The 21,787-nt window shown below is 59.5% G+C and carries 20 protein-coding genes; 12 read left to right on the forward strand and 8 right to left on the reverse strand.

Annotated features, from left to right (window positions below; genetic code table 11):
- Positions 1-4: 4 nt before the first annotated feature.
- The 6 genes from WA845_RS18655 to WA845_RS18680 all read right to left on the reverse strand — a co-directional run bounded on the left by WA845_RS18655 (position 5) and on the right by WA845_RS18680 (position 6,820).
- On the reverse strand, positions 5-1,738 hold the full coding sequence (locus WA845_RS18655) for a TadG family pilus assembly protein (protein WP_112554431.1): 1,734 nt from the start codon (positions 1,736-1,738) through the stop codon (positions 5-7).
- Position 1,739: 1 nt separating this feature from the next.
- Entirely contained in the window at positions 1,740-2,162 is a 423-nt protein-coding gene (locus WA845_RS18660) for a TadE/TadG family type IV pilus assembly protein (protein WP_112554429.1), read from the reverse strand.
- 136 nt (positions 2,163-2,298) lie between these two features.
- Positions 2,299-3,132, reverse strand: a complete 834-nt coding sequence (gene radC, locus WA845_RS18665; protein ID WP_004441977.1) for a RadC family protein — start codon at positions 3,130-3,132, stop codon at positions 2,299-2,301.
- Positions 3,133-3,145: 13 nt separating this feature from the next.
- The gene (gene map / locus WA845_RS18670) at positions 3,146-3,985 is read right to left on the reverse strand and encodes a type I methionyl aminopeptidase (RefSeq protein ID WP_006697403.1); all 840 of its coding nucleotides are present in this window, start codon (positions 3,983-3,985) and stop codon (positions 3,146-3,148) included.
- A 31-nt stretch (positions 3,986-4,016) separates the two neighbouring features.
- Positions 4,017-4,736, reverse strand: coding sequence for a DNA/RNA nuclease SfsA (gene sfsA, locus WA845_RS18675; protein ID WP_337322532.1), 720 nt, complete (start codon positions 4,734-4,736; stop codon positions 4,017-4,019).
- Between the two features lie 224 nt (positions 4,737-4,960).
- Positions 4,961-6,820: a PHA/PHB synthase family protein gene (locus WA845_RS18680; protein WP_077986275.1), complete on the reverse strand. Its 1,860-nt coding sequence runs from the start codon at positions 6,818-6,820 to the stop codon at positions 4,961-4,963.
- Positions 6,821-6,845: 25 nt separating this feature from the next.
- Here WA845_RS18680 and WA845_RS18685 point away from each other — a divergent pair, with 25 nt between their 5' ends.
- Complete coding sequence (locus WA845_RS18685) at positions 6,846-7,391, forward strand: hypothetical protein (protein WP_112554427.1); 546 nt, start codon at positions 6,846-6,848, stop codon at positions 7,389-7,391.
- A gap of 466 nt (positions 7,392-7,857) precedes the next feature.
- Here WA845_RS18685 and fnrN read toward each other — a convergent pair whose 3' ends face one another.
- Positions 7,858-8,583: a transcriptional regulator FnrN gene (gene fnrN, locus WA845_RS18690; RefSeq protein ID WP_004441967.1), complete on the reverse strand. Its 726-nt coding sequence runs from the start codon at positions 8,581-8,583 to the stop codon at positions 7,858-7,860.
- 212 nt (positions 8,584-8,795) lie between these two features.
- On the opposite strand from fnrN, the gene hemN reads away from it, so the two are divergent.
- From hemN to WA845_RS18730, 8 genes are all read left to right on the forward strand, one after another.
- Entirely contained in the window at positions 8,796-10,145 is a 1,350-nt protein-coding gene (gene hemN, locus WA845_RS18695) for an oxygen-independent coproporphyrinogen III oxidase (protein WP_112554425.1), read from the forward strand.
- A gap of 114 nt (positions 10,146-10,259) precedes the next feature.
- Entirely contained in the window at positions 10,260-10,544 is a 285-nt protein-coding gene (locus tag WA845_RS18700; protein WP_003495848.1) for an acyl carrier protein, read from the forward strand.
- An 88-nt stretch (positions 10,545-10,632) separates the two neighbouring features.
- Positions 10,633-11,112: a 3-hydroxyacyl-ACP dehydratase FabZ family protein gene (locus WA845_RS18705; RefSeq protein ID WP_004441960.1), complete on the forward strand. Its 480-nt coding sequence runs from the start codon at positions 10,633-10,635 to the stop codon at positions 11,110-11,112.
- Between the two features lie 209 nt (positions 11,113-11,321).
- Positions 11,322-12,518: a beta-ketoacyl-ACP synthase gene (locus WA845_RS18710; protein ID WP_112554423.1), complete on the forward strand. Its 1,197-nt coding sequence runs from the start codon at positions 11,322-11,324 to the stop codon at positions 12,516-12,518.
- Between the two features lie 11 nt (positions 12,519-12,529).
- The gene (locus WA845_RS18715; protein WP_022556203.1) at positions 12,530-13,810 is read left to right on the forward strand and encodes a beta-ketoacyl-ACP synthase; all 1,281 of its coding nucleotides are present in this window, start codon (positions 12,530-12,532) and stop codon (positions 13,808-13,810) included.
- A 140-nt stretch (positions 13,811-13,950) separates the two neighbouring features.
- On the forward strand, positions 13,951-14,979 hold the full coding sequence (locus tag WA845_RS18720; protein WP_004441953.1) for a zinc-binding dehydrogenase: 1,029 nt from the start codon (positions 13,951-13,953) through the stop codon (positions 14,977-14,979).
- A gap of 5 nt (positions 14,980-14,984) precedes the next feature.
- Positions 14,985-15,914: a lipid A biosynthesis lauroyl acyltransferase gene (locus WA845_RS18725; protein WP_004441952.1), complete on the forward strand. Its 930-nt coding sequence runs from the start codon at positions 14,985-14,987 to the stop codon at positions 15,912-15,914.
- Between the two features lie 279 nt (positions 15,915-16,193).
- Positions 16,194-16,889: a hypothetical protein gene (locus WA845_RS18730; protein WP_035210883.1), complete on the forward strand. Its 696-nt coding sequence runs from the start codon at positions 16,194-16,196 to the stop codon at positions 16,887-16,889.
- Between the two features lie 53 nt (positions 16,890-16,942).
- Here WA845_RS18730 and WA845_RS18735 read toward each other — a convergent pair whose 3' ends face one another.
- Positions 16,943-17,746, reverse strand: a complete 804-nt coding sequence (locus WA845_RS18735) for a TSUP family transporter (RefSeq protein ID WP_112554421.1) — start codon at positions 17,744-17,746, stop codon at positions 16,943-16,945.
- Between the two features lie 181 nt (positions 17,747-17,927).
- On the opposite strand from WA845_RS18735, the gene WA845_RS18740 reads away from it, so the two are divergent.
- The 3 genes from WA845_RS18740 to WA845_RS18750 all read left to right on the forward strand — a co-directional run bounded on the left by WA845_RS18740 (position 17,928) and on the right by WA845_RS18750 (position 21,782).
- Positions 17,928-18,887 carry a nucleoside hydrolase gene (locus tag WA845_RS18740; protein ID WP_004441945.1) on the forward strand — a complete coding sequence of 320 codons (960 nt, stop codon included), beginning with the start codon at positions 17,928-17,930 and terminating at the stop codon, positions 18,885-18,887.
- A 302-nt stretch (positions 18,888-19,189) separates the two neighbouring features.
- The gene (locus WA845_RS18745) at positions 19,190-20,410 is read left to right on the forward strand and encodes an LL-diaminopimelate aminotransferase (RefSeq protein WP_004441943.1); all 1,221 of its coding nucleotides are present in this window, start codon (positions 19,190-19,192) and stop codon (positions 20,408-20,410) included.
- Positions 20,411-20,471: 61 nt separating this feature from the next.
- Positions 20,472-21,782, forward strand: a complete 1,311-nt coding sequence (locus WA845_RS18750) for a homoserine dehydrogenase (RefSeq protein ID WP_004441941.1) — start codon at positions 20,472-20,474, stop codon at positions 21,780-21,782.
- Positions 21,783-21,787: the final 5 nt, after the last annotated feature.

The following is a 21,787-nucleotide window of genomic DNA, read 5'->3' on the forward strand; positions in this document are numbered from 1 at the left end:
AGGCTTACTGTACCAGAGCCGGCTGCTGGCAGCGGACATCGGTAACACGAACATCGGCTTCGCCGATCTTGACGCCGAGAACCAGAAGCGTGTTGTAAAGCAGCGTATCGACCGGTGCGGTGACGAGGGACAGCGTGTTGGCGAGCGCCGTCTGGATGACGCCGAGGCCGCCAAGGTTGAGGAAGAGAATTCTGATGTCGAGATCAAGGTTCTTCAGCAACGAGCTGACGAGCGTCGTGACGGTATCCTTAGTGGAGACGCTCTTGATCTTGCCCTGGGCAATATCCAGCTGCGTGAAGGTCAGCTTGGTCTTCGTCATGTTGGTGGCGTTGATGAGGGCGCTGCCGTTGACGGCAAGCAGGGCAGAATCCACGATTGCCGCCTTTGTCACGCGCGGGTCCCGTCCGAAATTGGCGAAGGCCGTGGTATCGACATTGCCAAGTGCAATTTCTGCAACGCCGGGAACAACTTCGACATCCACGGTTCCCTGTCCGCCGCCCGTGCAGCGAATGTCCGCAAGCCGGGCTTCCGCGTGGGCGACTTCCACATAAAGCGGGACATTGACCTTGAGGCCGGCGATTGCCTGGAGCCCATCCACCACGACATTGACCGCAAGGCGGGTCTGGGCGGTACGGACCACGGTGCCCTGGCCGCCAACGGCAAGCGAAGGCGTTTCGACCGGCGGCTGGCCGATGGCGAGTGTCACCTTGGCCGAGGCGAGGCCGAGAACATTAGCGCCGAGATCAAGCGCCAGCTGGTTGCCGCCATTGCCGGCAACGGCTGCGGCATTGAGAAGGTCGAAGACGCTGGCATTGACCTTGAGATTTTCCCCGCTGCCAATGAGCTTTTCGGTGAAGGGGCCGAGATTGACGATTTCTTCTAGCTTGAGCTTGATGTTGCTCTTGCCGGCGGTTTTTTCCAATGTCTTCAGAACCGTGACGACGGCTGGCTGCAGGCCCGTCGTTTTCGTCAGCGCGTTCAGGAACTTGCCGTAGGTAATCTCCGTCTGCAGCACGTCCTTGTAGGTGCCGGCGGTGAGGCCAAGATCGATCGCGAGAGCTTCGACGACATGCAGCGCGTTGACATCGGCATCGACGAGGGCCTGATAGTCCATGAGCTTGAGCGAGACCGTGGTGCCGAGCAGACCGCCGAGCAGGCTGTTCAGGAGCCCGTCATTGAGGCTGGCAAGCCGCGATCCCACCGAAAACGCGGCGACTTTCTGAGACGAGGCGGTTCCGGCGGCCGAAATCCTTGGCGGCGTTGTAAAGGCCGAAGCGAAGAATATCTGGCCCTTTTCGAAGATGTTTACTTTCACCGCATTGGTCGGCTGGGCGTTTTCGACGAACCGCTGTCCGACCGGGAGGCTGGCATCCGGTTCATAATGGCCTTTGACAACCTCGGCGTAGCCGTGGGTTTTGGCAAACTCATTCCGGGGATCGAAAGGCTGCAGCCCGGTTGGCGTTAGCAGCCCCTGCGCCGTCCTGACGCCGAGGTCCAGGCCGTTGAGTGCAAAATATTGCTGCACCGTCTTTTCGGCGTCGGTGACGTTGGCTGCTGCCGAAATGGCCGCGAGATCGGCGGTCTGCTGCAATTGCCGCTTCTGCAGGGTCAGATAACCGTAATCGACGCCAATCGCCAGGATGCCGATAAAAAGCGGCGCCGTCAGGCCGGCGGAGATGGCGATGTTGCCGGCGCGATCCCTCAGGAAACCGGAGAACAGGGAATGGATGGTCCTCATGTCATGCTCCTCCGATCCGGATGGTGGAAAAACGCCGGATGACCGGCTCGGGCATGGTGTAGCTGTAGAGGCTCCAGATCGGCAGATCACGGGCGTCATATTCGACTTTCACCGTGAACTGGTTGGCATTGGCGGGATCAGTGGCGACGTCGACCGTGAAGTGTCTTTTATCCAGGAAGGCGTAACCAAGATCGCTCTTGGCGACGAAATCCCGGGCGAGCTGCTGGCGCTCGGTTGTGTTAAGGCCGGCGACCGCCGTTCTTGCCGCGTCGGCGGCGATCTGCTGCACCGAATAGGCCGCCATCAGATAAATGCCGTAGGCAATCATGGTCAGGAGGACGAGAAAGAAGATTGGCGCGACAATGGCGAACTCGACAGCGTTCGAGCCGGACCGATCGCGAAGGAAACGCACTGCATTACGCATAAAGCACCCCCGTTCCTTAAGGCACCAAGGTTCGATGCCTTGATTTATTATTTTCGGAAATGCTAATTTATAGGTGTTAATTTTGTGTTGACGTGCGCTTATGGGTTGCAGGCCTGTGTAAACCTTCGCGTCTGCTTCAGATCAGGCGCAGGCCCTTGAAGCTGGCGTGGCCATCCTTGCCGATGATGATATGGTCGTGGACGGCGATACCGAGCGGCTTTGCCGTATCGATGATGGTCTTGGTCATCTCGATATCCGCACGCGAAGGTGTCGGGTCGCCGCTCGGGTGATTATGTATTAAAATCAAGGCGGTAGCGGATAGTTCGAGAGCGCGGCGCACCACTTCGCGGGGATAGACCGGTGTATGGTCCACGGTCCCGTGCCCCTGCACTTCGTCGGCGATGAGGACATTGCGCTTATCGAGGAACAGGATGCGGAACTGTTCGCGCGTTTCATGGGCCATGGCGGCGTGGCAATAATCGATGACCGAGGACCAGGAACTCAGAACCTGCTTGTTGCGGATTTCGCTTTTCAGCATGCGCTGGGAAACGGAGGCGACGAGTTTCAGGTCGAACGCCACGGCTTCGCCCACGCCCTTCACCTCCTGCAACAGCGGCAGAGGTGCGCCGAGTACACCGCCCAGCGTGCCGAAACGGGCAAGGAGCGCCTTGGCGATGGGCTTTGTGTCGCGCCGCGGTATCAGCCGGAACAGTAAAAGCTCCAGCAACTCATAATCGGCAAGCGCCGCGTCGCCGCCATCGCGATACCGCGCCCGCAGCCGGTCCCGGTGACCATGATAATGGGCGGCATCCGCCGGCGGTTCGATGACAGGCACCGGCTTCTTCACCGCATTTCGCGGCTCGGCGAAAAAACCGCGCTCGTCCGCCCCTTCGAAGAGATCGCCTTCGCCCGCCTGAAAGCCGGACGTCGTGGAAAGCTCGGCGGGAGGCGGAGCGGGGCGTCTTGCCATGGGCGGTCTGGCCTTATGAAGGGGTAAGCGGCGGCAGGCCCGGACGGTCGAAGCCGCCGGGCGACAGCGTGAAGATTTCGCAGCCGGTAGCCGTGACGCCAACGGCGTGTTCATATTGGGCGGACAGCGAACGGTCGCGCGTCACCGCCGTCCAGCCGTCGGAAAGCACTTTCACATGCGGTTTGCCTAGATTGATCATGGGCTCGATGGTGAAGATCATGCCTTCCCGGATTTCCGGACCTTCGTCCGGACGGCCGTAATGCAGGATGTTTGGCGTATCGTGGAACAGCCGCCCAACGCCGTGCCCGCAGAAATCGCGCACCACCGAGCAACGTTCGGCTTCCGCATAGGTCTGGATCGCCGCGCCGATCGCGCCGGTGCGCACACCGGGCTTTACAGCCGCGATACCACGCAGCAGGCATTCATAGGTCACTTCCATCAGCCGCTCGGCAGCGCGCTTGATCTGGCCGACCGGATACATGCGGCTTGAATCGCCATGCCAGCCATCGAGCACATAGGTAACATCGATGTTGACGATATCGCCTTCCCGCAGCGGCTTCTCATCGGGAATGCCGTGGCAGACCACATGGTTGATCGAAGTGCAGACGGATTTGGTATAACCACGATAATTGAGCGTTGCCGGCAGCGCGCCGTGATCGGCGCCGAATTCGAAGACGAAACGGTCAATGGCGTCCGTTGTCACACCCGGCTTGACGATTGCGGCGAGTTCATCGAGACAACGCGCCGTCAGCTGGCACGCCTTGCGCATGCCGTCGAAATCCTCAGGGGTGTAGAGGCGGATGACGCCTGTATTCTTGAGGGGGGCGGAGGCGGCGTCGATATAGGTGACCATCATAGTGCTTTCTGTCTCTTTACGTCCCTGTTCATAAAACAGCCGGACGCCACTCGTCCATCTTAACCGTTCCGTTGACTGAAACTTGTGCCGGGGTGATCGCGCATTTCACGGCATAGGCCTCCACGCCCCGCGCCATTGCCCGTTGGAAAGCCAGCGCATAGACCGGATCGAGATCGTCGCAGATGCGCATCCGGTCGCAATCGCCGCGCTGGATGAGATAAAGCATCACCGCCCGGTGACCGGCTTCCGCTGCATCGCCCAGTTCCTCGAGATGCTTTGCGCCGCGTTTGGTGGCGGTATCGGGGAATTCTGCAAGGCCCTTCTCGCGCATGAAATGCACGTTCTTGACTTCCACATAGGCGTCCGGCCGACCGGGTTCGGATAGCAGGAAATCGATGCGGGAATTGCGCCCGTATTTCTGTTCTCGGCGGATTATCGAATAGCCGGCGAGTTCCGGGATACGGCCGTTCAGGATCGCCTCTTCCGCCAGCCGGTTCGGCATGCCGGTATTGATGCCGACGACGGTGCCATCGGCCTCGACCATTTCCAGCATATGACGGTATTTACGGGTGGGGCTGTCATGCTGCGACAGCCAGATGCGGGAACCCGGCGTCGTCAGCCCACGCATGGAGCCGGTGTTGGGGCAGGACCCGGTTATCGCCGTGCCGTCTTCCAGAACTGCGTCGAAGAGGAAACGTTTGTAGCGGGAGATCAGCGTTGCGGGAACGAGCGGGGGCGTGAAGAACATGATGCCTTGAGGTAAGCTTGTGTGTTTGCAGGGTCTTTTTATCCCTCATCCCTGTGCTTGTCACAGAGAACCAGCCAGCCCAAGTCCTTGGGCTGAAGCAAGTCTTTCGCCGCGTAGACCGGCGCCTACTGGATTCCTGTGACAAGCACAGGGATGAGGGTGACGGGGAACGCCTGTGGAAGAGGCCTTTCTGCCGTGTACTGGTCATCTTTTTCACAGATATTCTACAAAAGAACATAGGTTCCCGGCGCATCGCCGAGCACCGGGCGCTTGCCGTCCTCCGGTTTCCGCGCCTTTACTTTCTCGGCGTTCTGGCTTTCGATCCAGTTCTGCCAGTGCACCCACCACGAACCCTTATGAGGTGTGGCGGCGGCCTGCCAGGCGTCGAAGTCTCCGGCTGGTGATGGCCCCGTCCAATACTGATACTTCTCGAGCTGCGGCGGGTTCACGACGCCGGCAATGTGGCCGGAAGCGCCGAGCACGAATTCCACCGGCCCGCCAAACAGGGCAGCGCCCGTGAACACCGATTTCGCGGGCGCGATATGGTCATCGCGGGTGGCGAGATCGTAGACGGGTATGTTGATGTCGCCGAGATTGATGCGCTTGCCGGCAACGCGCATCAGACCGCGGGCGAGATTGTTCTCGAGGTAACAGTTGCGCAGATAGTACGAGTGGCTGGCAGCCGTCACCCGGGTGGAATCGGAGTTCCAGTAGAGCAGGTCGAATGGCAGGGGTTCGGTGCCGCGCAGGTAATTATCGACCACATAGGGCCAGATAAGATCGGAGGCGCGCAGCATGTTGAAGACGGTGGCCATGATCGAACCGTCAAGATAACCGACGGCCTGCATGTGTCTGTCGAGCGCGTCCAGCTGACCTTCGTCCACGAAGACCTTGAGGTCTCCGGCATGGATGAAATCGGTCTGGGCGGCGAGCAGCGTGGCGCTGCGGATGCGCTCATTGTTCTGCTGTGCATGCAGCGCCAGCGCCGAGGCCAAAAGCGTGCCGCCGACACAATAACCGACGGCGTTGATCTCCTTTTCGCCAGTCCGTTCCTCGATGGTATCAAGCGCAAAGTCGATGCCTTCGCTGATATAATCGTCCCAGCCTTTTTCGGCCAGACCGGCATCCGGGTTGATCCAGGATACCATGAAGACGCTGTGGCCCTGTTCGAGGCACCAGCCGACGAAGGATTTCTGCGGGTTGAGATCGAGAATGTAGAACTTGTTGATCCAGGGCGGCACGATCAGCAGCGGCCGTTTGAAGACCTTTTCCGTCGTCGGCTCGTAATGGATGATTTCGCAAAGCGCGCTTTTCGCAACGACCTTGCCTGGCGTGACGGCAATGTTCTGGCCAATGACGAATTTGCTGTAATCGGTCTGGCGAAGCTTCAGATGGCCGTTTCCGGCCGCGACATCCTCCGCCAGCTGCGCCATGCCCTTGACGAGATTGGCGCCGCTGGAGGCTACCGTCTCGCGGAAGACCTGCGGATTGGTGAAGACGAAATTGGCGGGAGAAAGCGCCTCTGTCACCTGCCGCATGTAAAACAGCGCCTTGGTGCGGGTGTGCTCATCCAGCCCCTCAGCCTCCGTCACCATCCGGTCTGCAAAACCGACGGTCGTCTGATAGGCCTTGAGAAGAAAATCGAAGAACGGGTTGGCCTGCCAGTCGGCATCGGCAAAACGTTTGCTTCTGCGCTGTGCAGGGCCGCTTTCGGCCGTTTTCTCCGAGGTCGAATCGGAGGCTCCGGAAAATTGCGCCACCGATTTCGACCACAGATCGTAATAGCTCGACAGCAGATGGGTCTGCGCTTCCAGTGACCGCTTCGGCTCGGCCATCCAATATTCGGCGACATCGGAGAGCGTCTTGACCAGATCGGTCACGGGATCGGCGCTCGTCTGCGGAATTTCGCCGCGTTCGCGTGGCGCCAGCCATTCACCGGCAGCCTTGCCGAGGTTTTCGAGTGCGCGTGCGATGTTGATCGCGAAGGTTTCGGGGTCGCGGATCAGGTAGGCCTCGGCGGAACTGGCGTCGAAGCCGGGCGTTTTGTCACCCTTTTTCGTGCCCCCGCCGTCAACACCTGCCATGCACCATCCTCCACCAAATTTGTGTTTGCACATTCTGCATGAAAACGAATACAAGTTCCACCAGCAAGGGGAGGCCGCAAAGGGCCGAACCGCGGTCGAATTCGATATCGGCAGATATCCTTACAGGCGGAACATGACGATGGGCAAGCACATGGGCAAATGCGGCACATGGGGAACATATTCGGAAAGCGCCGCAAGAATCGCGTTCCTCTCGCTCTCCGGCGCCATGCTCGTCACCACGCTTGCCGCCTGCAAGGCGCCCGAGCCGATTGTCGCGCCCGCCCATATGCGCCGTCCGACGGCTGAAATCGTCGGACCTCGCCCGGTCAGCGACACCGCGGTAAGCCAGAAGCGCGACACCGGGACCTATCCGACGTTCTCGCAGCCGCTGACGGCCGCTGGCACACAGATGGGCGACGACGAAGCCTCAACCATGGAATCGAGCCTGTCTCGCCTCGGCGCGGCACGGCGCAACGGCCAGATATCGGAAGCCGAATATAAGCGCCGGGTGGCCGAGCTGCGGGCGCTGGCAGAAAATCAGAAGCCGGTTGCAACGCCTGCATCGCAGTGACGAGCTGGGCGAGTGCATGTCACTTGTTTCTTCTCCCATAGGGGAGAAGTCCGCGGCAGCGGGATGAGGGGCAAGCTCTCCGCATATCTCCGCGTTTGCCCTCTCATTTGGCCGTCGGCCACCTTCTCCCCGCCGGGGAGAAGAAACAAGCGGGGATGCCGAACGTCCTACAGCGATAATCACGGCTGAAGGTCCTGTCGGCCCGGCAATCATAACTCCTTCTTTACCCTGCCTTTGAACCTTCCGCTTACCGAAGATGTTAAGCGGATGGATGCGGTTTGCAGCTTATGGTGCAGCCATAACAAACAGGCCGCTGAAAAAGCGGCGCACAGGGTGAAATATCATGAAATGCATCGCCGCTTTGCTGGTCCTTGCCGGTTTTGCGCTCGCACCAGCTCAGGCGCGGGCGCCGCACATCAATTTCGGAACGTCCGCACTTCAGGGGCGATGATCTAGGGGGCGGCTGTCAGTCGTTGCCTGCCGCTTCACTCAGCGCATCGAGATCGGGCACGGTGATGTGACGGTTGTTCTCGATGCGGATAATGCCTTCCTTTCGCAGCTTTGTCATTTGCCGGCTAACGGTCTCGATGGTGAGACCGAGGAAATCGGCAATGTCGGCACGCGAGAGCGGCAGGTCGAAGCATGACTTGTCGTCGTTTTCCGGATCGATATGGGTGGCGATCATATAAAGGAAGCTGGCAACTTTTTCCTGCGCCGATTTGCGCCCCAGTGTCAGCATCCAGTCACGTGCCTCGTCCAGTTCCTTGAGTGACTGGCTGTGCAGCTTGCGTTCCATATCAGGCACTTCGGAGACCATGCGGTCGACGACGCGGCGCGGAAAGAGGCAGATTTCCACATCGGTTGCGGCTTCCGCCGTCATCTTGCTTTCCGCCATGAACGGACGGCCGAGAAAATCCGGTGCGAATTGCAGGCCGACGATCTGCTGGCGGCCATCCGACATCATTTTCGATAACTTTACCACGCCATTCAGGATATTGCCGTAGGAGGTGACGAGCTCGCCCTGGCCGAGAAGCTCATTGCCGGCCTCCAGCTTTTTGCGGCTGGAATGGCGGTTCAGATCGCAAAGCTGCTGCGGTGTCAGCGTGCTGCAAAGACCGCCGTGACGCGCCTCGCAGGAGCGGCAAACAACCGGCTCTTCCGAATTGTGGATGGTCTTCTGCAGCGTGTCCATAAGCCTTTTCCAATGCTGGCTTTGCGGGACGATTGCGACCCTGGATCTCAAATCCGGTCTCTTTAAAGGCGTGTGCGCTGTAGCCGTCGTCCCCGCGTCTACTTTAGCAAGAACTTATGGCTCAATTTGATTGAAGTCAAAGTTGCAAACTGTCGCAGCCGCTACTGAAAGAGGGGAAATCGACATTTTCTTGATAAAAGGCAAATCGGGTGATGAATATCGACCTTCTTCACAAATATTCCGGGGCAGTGCCGCGTTACACGAGCTATCCGACCGCGCCGCATTTCCACGAGGGAATCGATAATACGACCTATCGCGGCTGGCTCGGCGCACTCGGTCACAGGAGTCGCCTGTCGCTTTACGTGCATATTCCCTATTGCGACCGGCTTTGCTGGTTCTGTGCCTGCCATACCAAGCACACGCTGAAATACGAGCCGATTGCTATTTATCTTGAAGCACTTAAGCAGGAAATTGCTGCGGTCGGCGCACTTGTTTCGCCTGACGCCGTGGTGAGTGCCGTGCATTTCGGCGGCGGCTCGCCGACCATGCTTGACCCGCAGGACATGCAGGACCTGATGGACTGTCTGCGGCGTCACTTCACCTTCGGTCTCGCACCCGAGATCAGCGTCGAGATGGACCCCAACGATCTGGATGACAGCCGCTATGACGCGCTTGCCGCCATCGGCATGTCGCGGGCGAGCCTCGGTGTGCAGGATTTTGATGACAAAGTGCAAAAAACCATCAACCGCATCCAGTCTTTCGAGCAGACGAAATCCGTGGTGGACGCCGTGCGGGCGAGGGGCGTTCACTCAGTCAATTGCGACATTCTTTACGGGTTGCCGTTCCAGACATGCGAGACACTGAAAACAACCGTCGATCAGATCGTATCGCTTGACCCTGATCGCATCGCGCTTTTTGGCTATGCCCATGTTCCCTGGATGAAAAAACACCAGTCGCTGATCCCCGAACATGCGCTGCCCGATGTTGCCGAACGCTACCGCCAGATGACGATGGCGGGGGAGATGCTGAGGCAGGCCGGATACAGCCAGATCGGGATCGATCATTTTGCCCGGCCGACCGATACATTATCCCAGGCCGCCCAGGCGGGTGCCCTGCGCCGCAATTTTCAGGGCTATACGACCGATACTGCCGATGCGCTGATCGGGCTTGGCGCATCATCCATCGGCCGGCTGCCGCAGGGCTATGTCCAGAACATGGTGGCAACCGGTGAATATCAGCGCATGGTGGGTGAGGGCGGTCTTGCCGCTGTGAAGGGCATTGAGTTGTCGCAGGACGATCATCTGCGCTCGCATGTGATCGAAAGGTTGATGTGCGATTTCTCTATCGATCTTTCGGACTTGCAGCACCGTTTCGGTAAGGTGAGCCATTCCGTGAGGGACCAGGCGCAGCAGTTTGCCGCAGGCGACAGGGACGGTCTGGTGCGGCTGGATGCCGATATTTTTGCCGTGACGGAGGTGGGAAGGCCGTTTGTACGTAATATTGCGGCAATCTTCGATACCTATCTCGGCAATGGGCGCGGCCGTCATTCGGTTGCTGTTTAGGCAACAGTTTTGGGGCAAATTTCAAAGTTACGTCACGAAACCATTGGCTTTTTTGCGCGACTTGCCTATGTGGTGCGTCAGAAAGAATAATTCATACGAACGACAATAAGGATTATGGGCGTGACAGCTACATTCGACAAGGTTGCCGACATTATCGCCGAAACCAGCGAAATCGACCGCGAAACCATTACGCCGGAGAGCCACACGATCGACGATCTGGGCATCGACAGCCTCGACTTTCTTGATATCGTTTTCGCGATCGACAAGGAATTCGGCATCAAGATTCCGCTCGAGCAGTGGACGCAGGAAGTCAATGAGGGCAAGGTTTCCACGGAAGAATACTTCGTGCTGAAGAACCTTTGCGCCAAGATTGACGAATTGCGCGCGGCCAAGGGCTGACGTGACGGTGCCCGCTTCCGGCGGGCATTTTCTTTTGATGCCGCCTGCGGGCAAACCATGACTAACCGACCAGAGACGGGCCGGACGGATGCTGCTTGAATATTTCCAGATGATCGACAAGGTCGAGGCCGTGGACATGACGGCGCGCACGTTGAAGGCGCGGTCCGTTGTTCCCGATAAAAGCCCTGTTTTCGAAGGCCATTTCCCCGGCATGCCGCTGGTTCCGGGTGTGCTTCTGATCGAGACAATGGCGCAGGCCTCCGGCATGCTGGTTCTGGCATTTTCCGATTTCGCGTCCATGCCGTTCCTGATGTCGGTCGATGGCGCCAAGATGCGGACTTTCGTGGAGCCGGGTGCTGTTCTCGACATCGAGGCAGTGCTTGAGCATGACGGTTCGGGCTTTGCGGTTACCAAGGCAAAGATCACCTCCGATGGCAAGAAGGTCTGCGACGCGCAGCTGAAACTGCGCACCATGCCCTTCAGCGAGATCCCGCTTGGGCCTATCGTCAAGAAGCGGGCGGAAGAAGTCGGCCTGATGGCGGCGATTGCCGCCGATGCACGGAAATAAGCTTTTTCATTCGTTTCGGAGAAGACAGTTTTTCCTGTCGGCCCGGTTTTGATGCACGAAAATCGTGGGCTCGCGACGGTGGATCGGGTCTTCGCCATTGCCAATCCGCACCGCGCGCTTTATTCCGCAACGCATGAAGTGGTTGTTCGCAACCGCTGTTGGATAGCCGTGACCGTTTCGGCGGGGCCGGCTGCAAAGGATGACAGACGATGAAATCTGACAATGATGTGGTGATAACAGGGGTCGGCATCGTGACCTGTCACGGCGTTGGCAGCCAGGCGCATGTGGCGCTTCTTTCGGGAACCGCCGCGCCGGCGACGATTGTCGAGACGGGAAAATTCAAGCCATATCCGGTTCATCCCATGCCCGAGATCGACTGGTCGGCACAGATCGCCAAGCGCGGCGACCAGCGCCAGATGGAAAACTGGCAGCGTCTCGGCGTTTTTGCCGCCGGTCTTGCACTTGATGATGCCGGCTTGAAGGAAAATGCCGAAGCCTGCGCCACCATGGATATGATCGTTGCTGCCGGCGGCGGCGAGCGCGACATCAATGTCGATACGCTGATCGTTGACGAGGCTTTGAAGCGCAACGACCGCGAAAAGCTGCTGAATGAAAAGCTGACGACGGAACTGCGCCCGACGCTGTTTCTCGCCCAGCTTTCCAACCTGATGGCCGGCAATATCTCCATCGTGCACAAGGTCACCGGCTCTTCCCGGACCTTCATGGGCGAAGAAGCGGCCGGCATTTCCGCCGTCGAAACCGCGTTCCATCGCATTCGTTCGGGCGAATCGAGCCACGCTCTCGTGGGCGGCGCCTTCTCTGCCGAACGTCCAGACATGATCCTGCTGTTCGAAGCCATCGGGGCGCATGCGCAGGGCGAATGGCAGCCCCTGTGGTCGCGCGAAGGCCAGGAAGGCGGCGGCATGGTTTCCGGCTCGCTCGGAGCCTTCCTCGTGCTGGAATCACGCAAACATGCCAGCGAGCGCGGCGCGCGCATCTATGCCCGCATCGACGCCATCGAAGGTGATCGCGGCAGCCGCGACGACGGCAAAATGGAAAAGCGCATGGAGCGTCTGCTGGCCCCGGCAACGGACAGCGCCGCGACCGTCGTCTTCTCCGGCGCCAGCGGTTATGACGGCGTTACGGCCCGTGAGAAGCACATTCTCGAAAAGACCTTGCCGAAGGCTGCCATCCGCGGTTTCGGCGGTGTCACGGGCCATGGACTTGAGGCGCAGTTTCCGCTCGGGCTCGCTCTGGCGGCGCTGACGCTTGAAAGCGGTGCCAAGGTTCCTACCTTCGACGCGAATGCGGAAAAGCCAATGGGCGAGGCGGCGACCGAGGCTGTCGTCACCACTGTTGGCCATGTCCGCGGCGAAGGTGTCGCCGTTCTGTCCCGTGACGTGTGAGGAGAAAGACCATGACCAATTTTAAGGATCATCTCGGTCGCCCGATCGTCGCCGTCACCGGCATGGGCATCATTACCTCGCTCGGTCAGGGGCTTGCCGATAACTGGGCGGCGCTGACCTCGGGTAAGTCAGGCATTCACAAGATCACCCGTTTCCCGACTGAAGGGCTTTCGACCCGGATCAGCGGCACGGTGGATTTCATCGATATTCCGGTTCCGAATTCCGTCGAACGTTCCTATGCCTTCGCGCGCGAAACCACCATCGAGGCGCTGGCGCAGGCCGGCATTTCCGGTGACTTTGACGGCCCGCTGTTTCTCGCAGCGCCGCCGATCGAACCGGAATGGAGTGCCCGTTTCGAGCTTGCCGACCGCTCTCCGCCAGCCGCCCAGCCGGGTGATGCCTATGAGCGGTTCCTGACGGCCTTCCGTCAGCGTCCCGATCCGGCATTCCAGGAAGCAGCGCTGTTTGGTGCCATCTCCGAGCGTCTGTCTGACCGTTTCGGTACGCGCGGTCTGCCGGTTACCCTGTCGACCGCCTGTGCATCCGGCGCGACCGCGATCCAGCTGGGCGTCGAGGCCATCCGACAGGGCCGCGCCGAACGGGCGTTGACGGTTGCGACCGACGGTTCTGTCAGCGCCGAAGCGCTGATCCGCTTCTCGCTTCTCTCGGCACTCTCTACCCAGAACGACCCGCCGGAAAAGGCTTCCAAGCCGTTCAGCAAGGACCGCGATGGTTTCGTGATCGCCGAAGGTGCGGCAACGCTGGTGCTGGAATCGCTCGAAGCCGCCGTCGCACGTGGCGCGAAGGTTCTCGGCATCATCAAGGGCGCCGGTGAAAAGGCCGACAGCTTCCACCGCACGCGCTCTTCGCCCGATGGCGGCCCCGCGATTGCGACGATCCGTGCGGCACTGGCCGATGCGGGCGTGGCCGAAAGCGATATCGGCTATATCAACGCCCACGGCACCTCGACGCCTGAGAACGACAAGATGGAATATGGCTCGATGCTGGCCGTCTTCGGCGAAGGCCTGAAGAACATTCCGCTGTCGTCCAACAAGTCGATGATCGGTCATACGCTGACCGCCGCAGGTGCAGTGGAAGCGGTGTTCTCGCTGCAGACCATGCTGACTGGCACGCTGCCACCAACAATCAACTATAACAATCCCGATCCGACCATCACGCTCGACGTGGTGCCGAATGTGAAGCGGGATGCCGAGGTGGGTGCGGTTCTGTCGAATTCCTTCGGGTTCGGCGGGCAGAATGCAAGCCTTGTCATGACGCGGGAACCGGCTTAACCGGTTCGTTACAACAGGGGCGTTTCCGAATGACTTGCGGAAACGCGCCCGTTTCTTTGATTTCGCATTCCAGCCGCAAAACCGTTACAGAGTTTTGCTGGAATGATTTTAGATAACGCCTTCGGGCGAAGGACTGATATATGCGCGCTCTTCAACTCGTCGACGACCGGAAGCTAGAAAAAGTGGATCTGCCCGAACCGGATGCGCCGGCGCCGGGCGAGGTAACGCTGCGCGTCAAGGCCGTGGCGCTCAACCACATCGATGTTTGGGGCTGGCGCGGCATGGCTTTCGCCAAGCGCAAGATGCCGCTCACAATCGGTGCGGAAGCCTCGGGTGTGGTGGAAGCCATCGGTCCGGGCGTATCCAACGTGCTGCCCGGCCAGCTGGTCGCGATCTATGGCGCGCGCACCTGCGGGCTGTGCAAACCCTGCCGCGAAGGCCGTGACAATCTGTGCGAACATGTCCAGGGCGTGCACGGTTTCCATCTCGACGGTTTCGCGCAGGAAAAGATCAATATTCCTGCCCGCCAGCTCGTGCCGGCGCCGCATGGCGTCGACGCCGTCGGTGCCGCTCTTGCGCCGGTGACGTTCGGCACGGTTGAGCACATGCTGTTCGACAATGCCAAGCTGGAGTCCGGCGAAACCATCCTCATTCACGCCGGCGGTTCGGGCATCGGCACGGCGGCGATCCAGCTTGCCAAGAAGATGGGGTGCACCGTCATCACGACAGTCGGTTCCGATGACAAGATCGAACGGGCGAAGGCGCTCGGGGCCGATCATGTGATCAACTATCGCACAGACCGTTTCGAAGGCGTCGTGCGCAAGCTGACGAAAAAGAAGGGCGTCGACGTCGTGTTCGAGCATGTCGGCAAGGATACCTGGGCGGGTTCGATGTTCTCGCTGAAGCGCGGCGGTCGTCTCGTCACCTGCGGTTCCACATCCGGTGTTTCCACCGACATCAACCTGATGATGCTGTTCCAGCAGCAGCTGAAACTGCTCGGCTCCTTCGGCTGCCGTATGGAGAACATGGCCAACGCCATGCAGAAGATGGCACGTGGCATCGTGCATCCGGTCATCGACACCGAAGTGACCTTTGACGATATCGACCGGGCGCTGGAGCGCATGGAGACGCGTCAGGTGTTCGGCAAGATCGTGCTGCGGATGGACTGAGCATCTTGAAGCTGTTCCTGACACGGATCGTCCTGAAACTGGACCACTTCCGGCAGTGGCTGATTGCGACATTCGCCTTCGGCCTTCTCAACCTGCTGAAGCTCTTTCCCGCCGATGCGGGCATTCGCGCCGCTGACAGACTGGCACGTTTCGTGGGGCCGAAAACCGGCCGCCACAAGCTGATGCTCCATAATCTGGCGCGCGCCTTTCCGGAGAAGTCCGAACAAGAGCGGCTCGAGATCGCCATGGACAGCTGGGCCAATATGGGTCGGCTGGCGGCGGAATATGTCTTTCTCGACCGGCTGTTCGATTTCGATCCGGAAAAGAACGAGCCGGGACGCATCGAGGTCCAGGGCATCCCGACCTTCCTCGAGCTGCGCGACAATCCGCGGCCTTTCATCGTCTTTACCGCCCATAGCGGCAATTTCGAACTGCTGCCGGTTGCCGGCTCGGCTTTCGGTCTCGATGTGACGGTGCTGTTCCGGCCACCGAACAATCCCTTTGTGGCCGAGAAAGTGTTCAGTTTCCGCAAGGAGCGCATGGGCAATCTCGTGCCCTCGCATGCCGGCTCCTCCTTCGCGCTGGCGCGGCAGCTGGAAAAGGGCGGTGGTGTGGGTGTGCTCGTCGACCAGAAATTCGGCAAGGGACTGACGACGAAGTTCTTCGGACTTGAGGTTCGCACCAATCCGCTTCTCGCCAAGCTGGTGCGGCAGTTCAATTGCGATGTCTATCCTGCCCGTTGCGTGCGCCTGCCCGATAATCGCTACCGGCTGGAAATCGAACCGAAGGTTGAGATTCCGCGCGATGACAAGGGCAATGTCGACATTCAGGCGACGGCGCAGCTTCTGAACGACAAGGTGGAAAGCTGGGTGCGCGAATATCCCGGCCAATGGCTGTGGTATCACGACCGGTGGGACGTTAAGCACCAGATTTGAGGATGCCGGCTGGCTCGTGCTTTCAGAGCAATTTTCACAAAATTAGGCGCAGAAACTGTGCTTTTCGAAATTTTTCCATAGTAGTGGAACCTCATTTTTCGTTCATGGATTATCGAAATTGAAAAAATAGCAGCGGCTGTGATATTTTGAACAACAATCCCCGCCGTGTTTTCGTGCTTCGTTACGTCATTTTTAAGCGCGGAGACGCTATTATCAGGGATAATTGGTCTATCCTTTCGGATTAGGATCGGGATGTTTGCCCGTTCAGGGAGAGTTGGGTTGAAAGATTTGATTGAGCTGTTCTGGCTGCGTTATACGGAACTGCAATCTGCCGTTGGTAAAAACGAGGCCGACAAGATCGCAGTGCTGGAGCGTGAACTGGAGCAGCTTCTCGAGCGCGTCGTCGGACGCAAGACCGAAAGCTCCGAAGACATTCGCGAGCAGTTCCGTTTTGCTATCGATCTCCTCAACCACGAGGCGGAAGACCTTGGCTGCGTGCAGCGCAATTCCGAACTTCTGCGAACGCTCGTCGACCGTTACGTCGGCATGCCGCTCAAGGCGAAAGTGATCGGTGACGAAGATGCGGACAGCCTCGAATGGCACCACCGCCATCTGATCCTCGATGAAGATATGCTCAACGATCTCGATGAGCCTGTCGTCATCGTTTCCCCCGGTTACCGCGTGTCCTTTGCCAATGCGCTCGATGCCTTCCAGCGTAATGCGCCGGAAGGGCTCGTCGGCTGCCACATCGCCGAACTCGTCGGTGTCCACCGTTTCCAGAACGCACTCAGGGAAAAGCTCGATAATTGCTTCAAGGGCGATACGTCGAAATATACCTATGCGGAAGACCAGAACGGTCGCACAATCGTCAAGTCGCTCGAAATGTCGCCTTGTTACTCTTCCGCCTACAAGCTCGTGGGTGCCATGGTGGTCATCCGCGAAATTGCCGATCGCAGGCGCCGCGCTACGGGTTGACCCCAAGCTCCCCTGATATCCGAAGGACGGGCTGAACGCGCCCTATCAGTCCCTTATTTCGGGAAGACGGTTTCCCAGATCGTGGCGATGGACCAGGCGGACGAGGCGTCAATCAGAAGCTTCGTCGCCATGGCCAGACACGACAGAACCAGAAGCGGGCGGATGATCTTCGCGCCGTTTTTCATGGCGAAACGCGACCCGATCTGCGCCCCGATGAATTGGCCGAACCCCATTGCCAGTCCAAGCTTCCACAAAACCGCGCCGCCCATCGCGAAGACGACGAACCCGCCGAAATTGGAGCCCAGATTGAGAAGCTTGGTATGGGCTGTCGCCTTCAGCATGCCAAAACCGGCAAGTGCCACGAAGGCGAGCATGTAAAAGGAACCGGCGCCCGGACCGAAGACGCCGTCATAAAAGCCGATCAGCGGCGCGGCGGTAAATCCGAACACCAGCGGCGTGATGCGGCGATGGCTGTCTACATCGCTGAGCTGTGGCTTGAAGGCGAAATAGATCGCTATGGCGATCAGCAGGAAGGGCATGATGGTGCGCAGAAGATCGGCAGGCACGAAGGCGGCCGTCAGCGCCCCGAGCATTCCGCCGGCCATCGCGATCAACCCCATCGGCAATTGCTCTTTCAGATTGACATGGCCACGTCTTGCGTAAGCGAGAGTGGCGGAGGCCGAACCAAACTGTGCCTGCAGCTTATTCGTGCCAAGCGTATCGAGTGGCGGTATTCCCATGATCATCATTGCCGGAATGGTGATGAGGCCACCGCCGCCGGCAATGGAATCGATAAAGCCGGCGAAAATGGCGACGCAGAAGAGGATGAGGAAAACGTTGAGGGCGATGTCTTGCACTTGGCATGTCCGGGCAGGCGGAAGGAGAGGCCCCTTCTTTCACCGAAAACGCGGTCACGCAATATTTTTCTGTATGGTCTGAGGGGCGCCGGGGGATTGCGGTGCTGCCGCTTATCGTTATGTTTCCGTGGCGCGTCGCCGGAACGACGGATGGCGCCTGACACATGTGGATGAGGGCATTATGCATAAAGTGATATTCGATACGGACCCCGGTGTGGATGACGCCATGGCGCTTCTGTTCCTGCACCGCCACCCCGATATCGATCTGATCGGCGTCACCACCGTTTTCGGCAACGCGCCTATCGACATCACCACCCGCAATGCGCTTTTCCTCAAGCGGGAATGGCAGATGACCGCGCCGGTCGCGAAAGGGGCGGGCGTGACCTTCGATCCGGCCCGCAAGGAAGGCCACTGGCCGACCTTTATCCATGGTGAAAACGGCCTTGGCGATATCGACATTCCAGCGACCATCGACCTGCCGCTCGACCCGCGGCCCGCGCATCGCTTCATCATCGAGACCGTTAAGGCCAATCCCGGTGAAGTGACGCTTATTGCCGTTGGCCGCATGACCAATCTGGCGCTGGCTTTGCGCGAAGAACCTGATTTCGCGGCGCTGGTGAAGGAAGTCATCGTCATGGGCGGCGCCTTCGACATCAACGGCAATGTCTCGCCGGCGGCCGAGGCCAATATTCATGGCGATCCGGAAGCGGCCGATCTTGTCTTCACCGCGCCGTGGCGCGTGGTTGTCGTCGGTCTCGATGTCACGACAAAAACCGTGATGACCAGCGCTTTCATGGCTGAGATGGCAGAGGCGGGCGGCAAGCCGGTGCAGCTGCTTTCGGACCTGTCGCAATTCTACATCGATTTCTACAAGACCCGCACCGGTGACGGCATGGTGGTGCACGACAGCTGCGCCTGTGTTTATCTCGTCGCGCCGGAACTGTTTACCACCCGCAGTGGCCCGGTGCGCGTCGTCTGCGGCGGTCTTGCCGACGGCCAGACCATCCAGAAGCCGGACGGACGCGCCTTTCCGCCGGGCGACTGGGACGGGCATCCGAGCCAGCTGGTCTGCACGGATATCAAGCCGGAGCGCGTGCTTTCGGTCATCCGCGCGGCAATTGTGAAGGGCGAGCGCGGCTGAACGACAGGAATGGCCGTTCTTGAGCATGGCTTGCCTTGCATTTTCCCAGAATCTGGCGTTATGCAAGTTCCCTGATCATAGTGCGCGATCCGCCTTGCCGGAGGGCTTGAAAAGGCGGTGCCGGTAGGACGGGCGGATCACCGCTAGGCGGCGTTGGCCCGAGAAAACCCTTGTGGGTTTTCCCGTGCTTTGCGCTACAATGAATAACGCCTGCCGGGTCGGTTCGTGTCGGCGGCGTTTAACAACAAAAACGAACCTTCGTTATGGACCGGAAGAACCGGTCCATTCCCATGAGGAAAGAGATGGAAGAGTTTCACAAGGTCCGGCGTCTGCCGCAATACGTCTTCGAACAGGTCAACCGTTTGAAAGCGAGCGCGCGAGCGGCCGGGGCCGATATCATCGATCTCGGCATGGGCAATCCCGACCTTCCGACCCCGAAGGCCATCGTCGACAAACTTTGCGAGGTCGTTCAGGACCCTCGTACCCATCGCTATTCCTCGTCCAAGGGCATTCCCGGTCTTCGCCGCGCGCAGGCGGCCTATTATGCCCGCCGTTTCGGCGTTAAGCTGAACCCCGACACGCAGGTCGTCGCCACGCTCGGCTCCAAGGAAGGTTTCGCCAACATGGCACAGGCCATCACCGCGCCGGGTGACGTGATCCTGTGTCCGAACCCGACCTATCCGATCCATGCCTTCGGCTTCCTGATGGCGGGCGGCGTTATCCGCTCGATGAATGTCGAGCCTGACGACAGCTTCTTCGGGCCGCTGGAGCGCGCCGTGCGCCACTCCATTCCGAAGCCGCTGGCGCTGATCGTCAATTATCCTTCGAACCCGACGGCGCATGTCGCGTCGCTCGATTTCTACAAGGACGTCATCGCCTTTGCGAAGAAGCACGAGATCATCGTGCTTTCCGACCTTGCCTATTCGGAAATCTATTTCGACGAAAGCAATCCGCCGCCCTCCGTTCTCGAGGTTCCCGGTGCGATCGACGTTGCGGTGGAATTCACTTCCATGTCGAAGACGTTTTCCATGCCCGGCTGGCGCATGGGCTTTGCCGTTGGCAACGAGCGGCTGATCGCGGCGCTGACCCGCGTGAAGTCCTATCTCGATTACGGCGCCTTCACACCGATCCAGGTTGCTGCGACCCATGCACTGAACGGTGACGGCTCCGATATCGCCGAAGTGCGCAATGTCTATCGCCGCCGTCGCGATGTCATGGTCGACACCTTCGGCAAGGCGGGCTTCGAAGTACCGCCGCCGGCGGCCACCATGTTCGCCTGGGCGAAGATCCCGGAAAAATTCCGCCATCTCGGCAGCCTGGAATTCTCCAAGCTTCTGGTCGAGAAGGCCGATATCGCCGTTGCTCCCGGCATCGGCTTCGGCGAGATGGGCGATGATTACGTCCGTCTCGCGCTCGTGGAAAACGAGCATCGAATTCGTCAGGCAGCGCGCAATCTGAAGCGTTTCCTGTCGACCGCAGACGAAACGATGCACAACGTCGTTTCGCTCAACGCCCACAGATAAGGGCAAACCCAGGGCGGCCGGGTCTCGGCCGCCACCATCACCAGCAATCAGGAACATACCCATGGCAGATTCATTGAGAATCGGCATAGCGGGGCTCGGCACTGTCGGCGCTTCGCTCGTGCGCATCCTCCAGCAGAGAAGCAACGAACTTGCGATTACCTGCGGACGCGCAATTGAGATTATTGCGGTAAGCGCGCGCGATCGTTCGCGTGACCGCGGCATTGATCTCACGGGTATTACCTGGTTCGACACGCCGGAACAGATGGCGAGCGAAGCCGACATCGATGTATTTGTCGAACTGGTCGGCGGTGCTTCCGGACAGGCCGAAAATGCGGTGCGGGCAGCGCTGTCGCGCGGTCTCCATGTGGTGACAGCCAACAAGGCGCTGCTGGCCAAGCATGGTGTCGAACTGGCGACCATTGCCGAAGACAAAGGCGCGCTTCTGAACTTCGAGGCGGCGGTCGCTGGCGGCATTCCCGTCATCAAGGCCCTGCGTGAATCGCTGACCGGCAATCACGTGACGCGCATCTACGGCATCATGAACGGCACCTGCAACTACATCCTCACAAAGATGGAGAAAGAAGGCCTGTCCTTCGAGGCCTGTCTGAAGGAAGCGCAGCGGCTGGGATATGCAGAGGCTGATCCCGCCTTCGATATCGAAGGTAACGACACCGCGCACAAGCTTTCCATTTTGACCACGCTTGCCTTCGGCAACAAGATCGCTGCCGACGACATTTATCTCGAAGGCATCACCAATATTTCGATCGAGGACATCCAGGCGGCTGCCGATCTAGGCTATCGCATCAAGCTTCTCGGCGTGGCGCAGGTCACCGAATCCGGTATCGAGCAGCGCGTCCATCCCACGATGGTGCCGCTCGATTCCGTCATCGCGCAGGTCGATGGCGTTACCAACGCCGTGGCGATCGAATCCGACATTCTCGGTGAATTGCTGATGGTCGGACCAGGCGCCGGCGGCAACGCCACGGCATCCGCCGTGCTTGGCGATATCGCCGATATCGCCAAGAGCCGTCCCGGTGCACAGCGTGTGCCGGTGCTCGGCCGTCCGGCGAAATCGCTGACGGACTATCGCCGCGCCAAGATGAAGAGCCACGAAGGCGGTTACTTCATCCGCCTGACGGTGAAGGATCAGGCCGGCGTGTTCGCCTCCATCGCCAGCCGCATGGCTGACAATAACATCTCGCTGGAATCCATCGTGCAGCGCCAGCGCGTGCACGTGGAAGGCGCGCCGCAGACAATCATCCTTGTTACGCACGCGACAATGGAAGATGCGATCCGCAAGGCGGTAAAAGCGATCAAGAACGAGAAATATCTCGTCAGCGAGCCCCAGGTCATCCGCATCGAGCGGACCTGAAGCGC

It is taken from the genome of Agrobacterium sp. CMT1 (assembly GCF_037203725.1).
GTDB lineage: Bacteria > Pseudomonadota > Alphaproteobacteria > Rhizobiales > Rhizobiaceae > Agrobacterium > Agrobacterium pusense.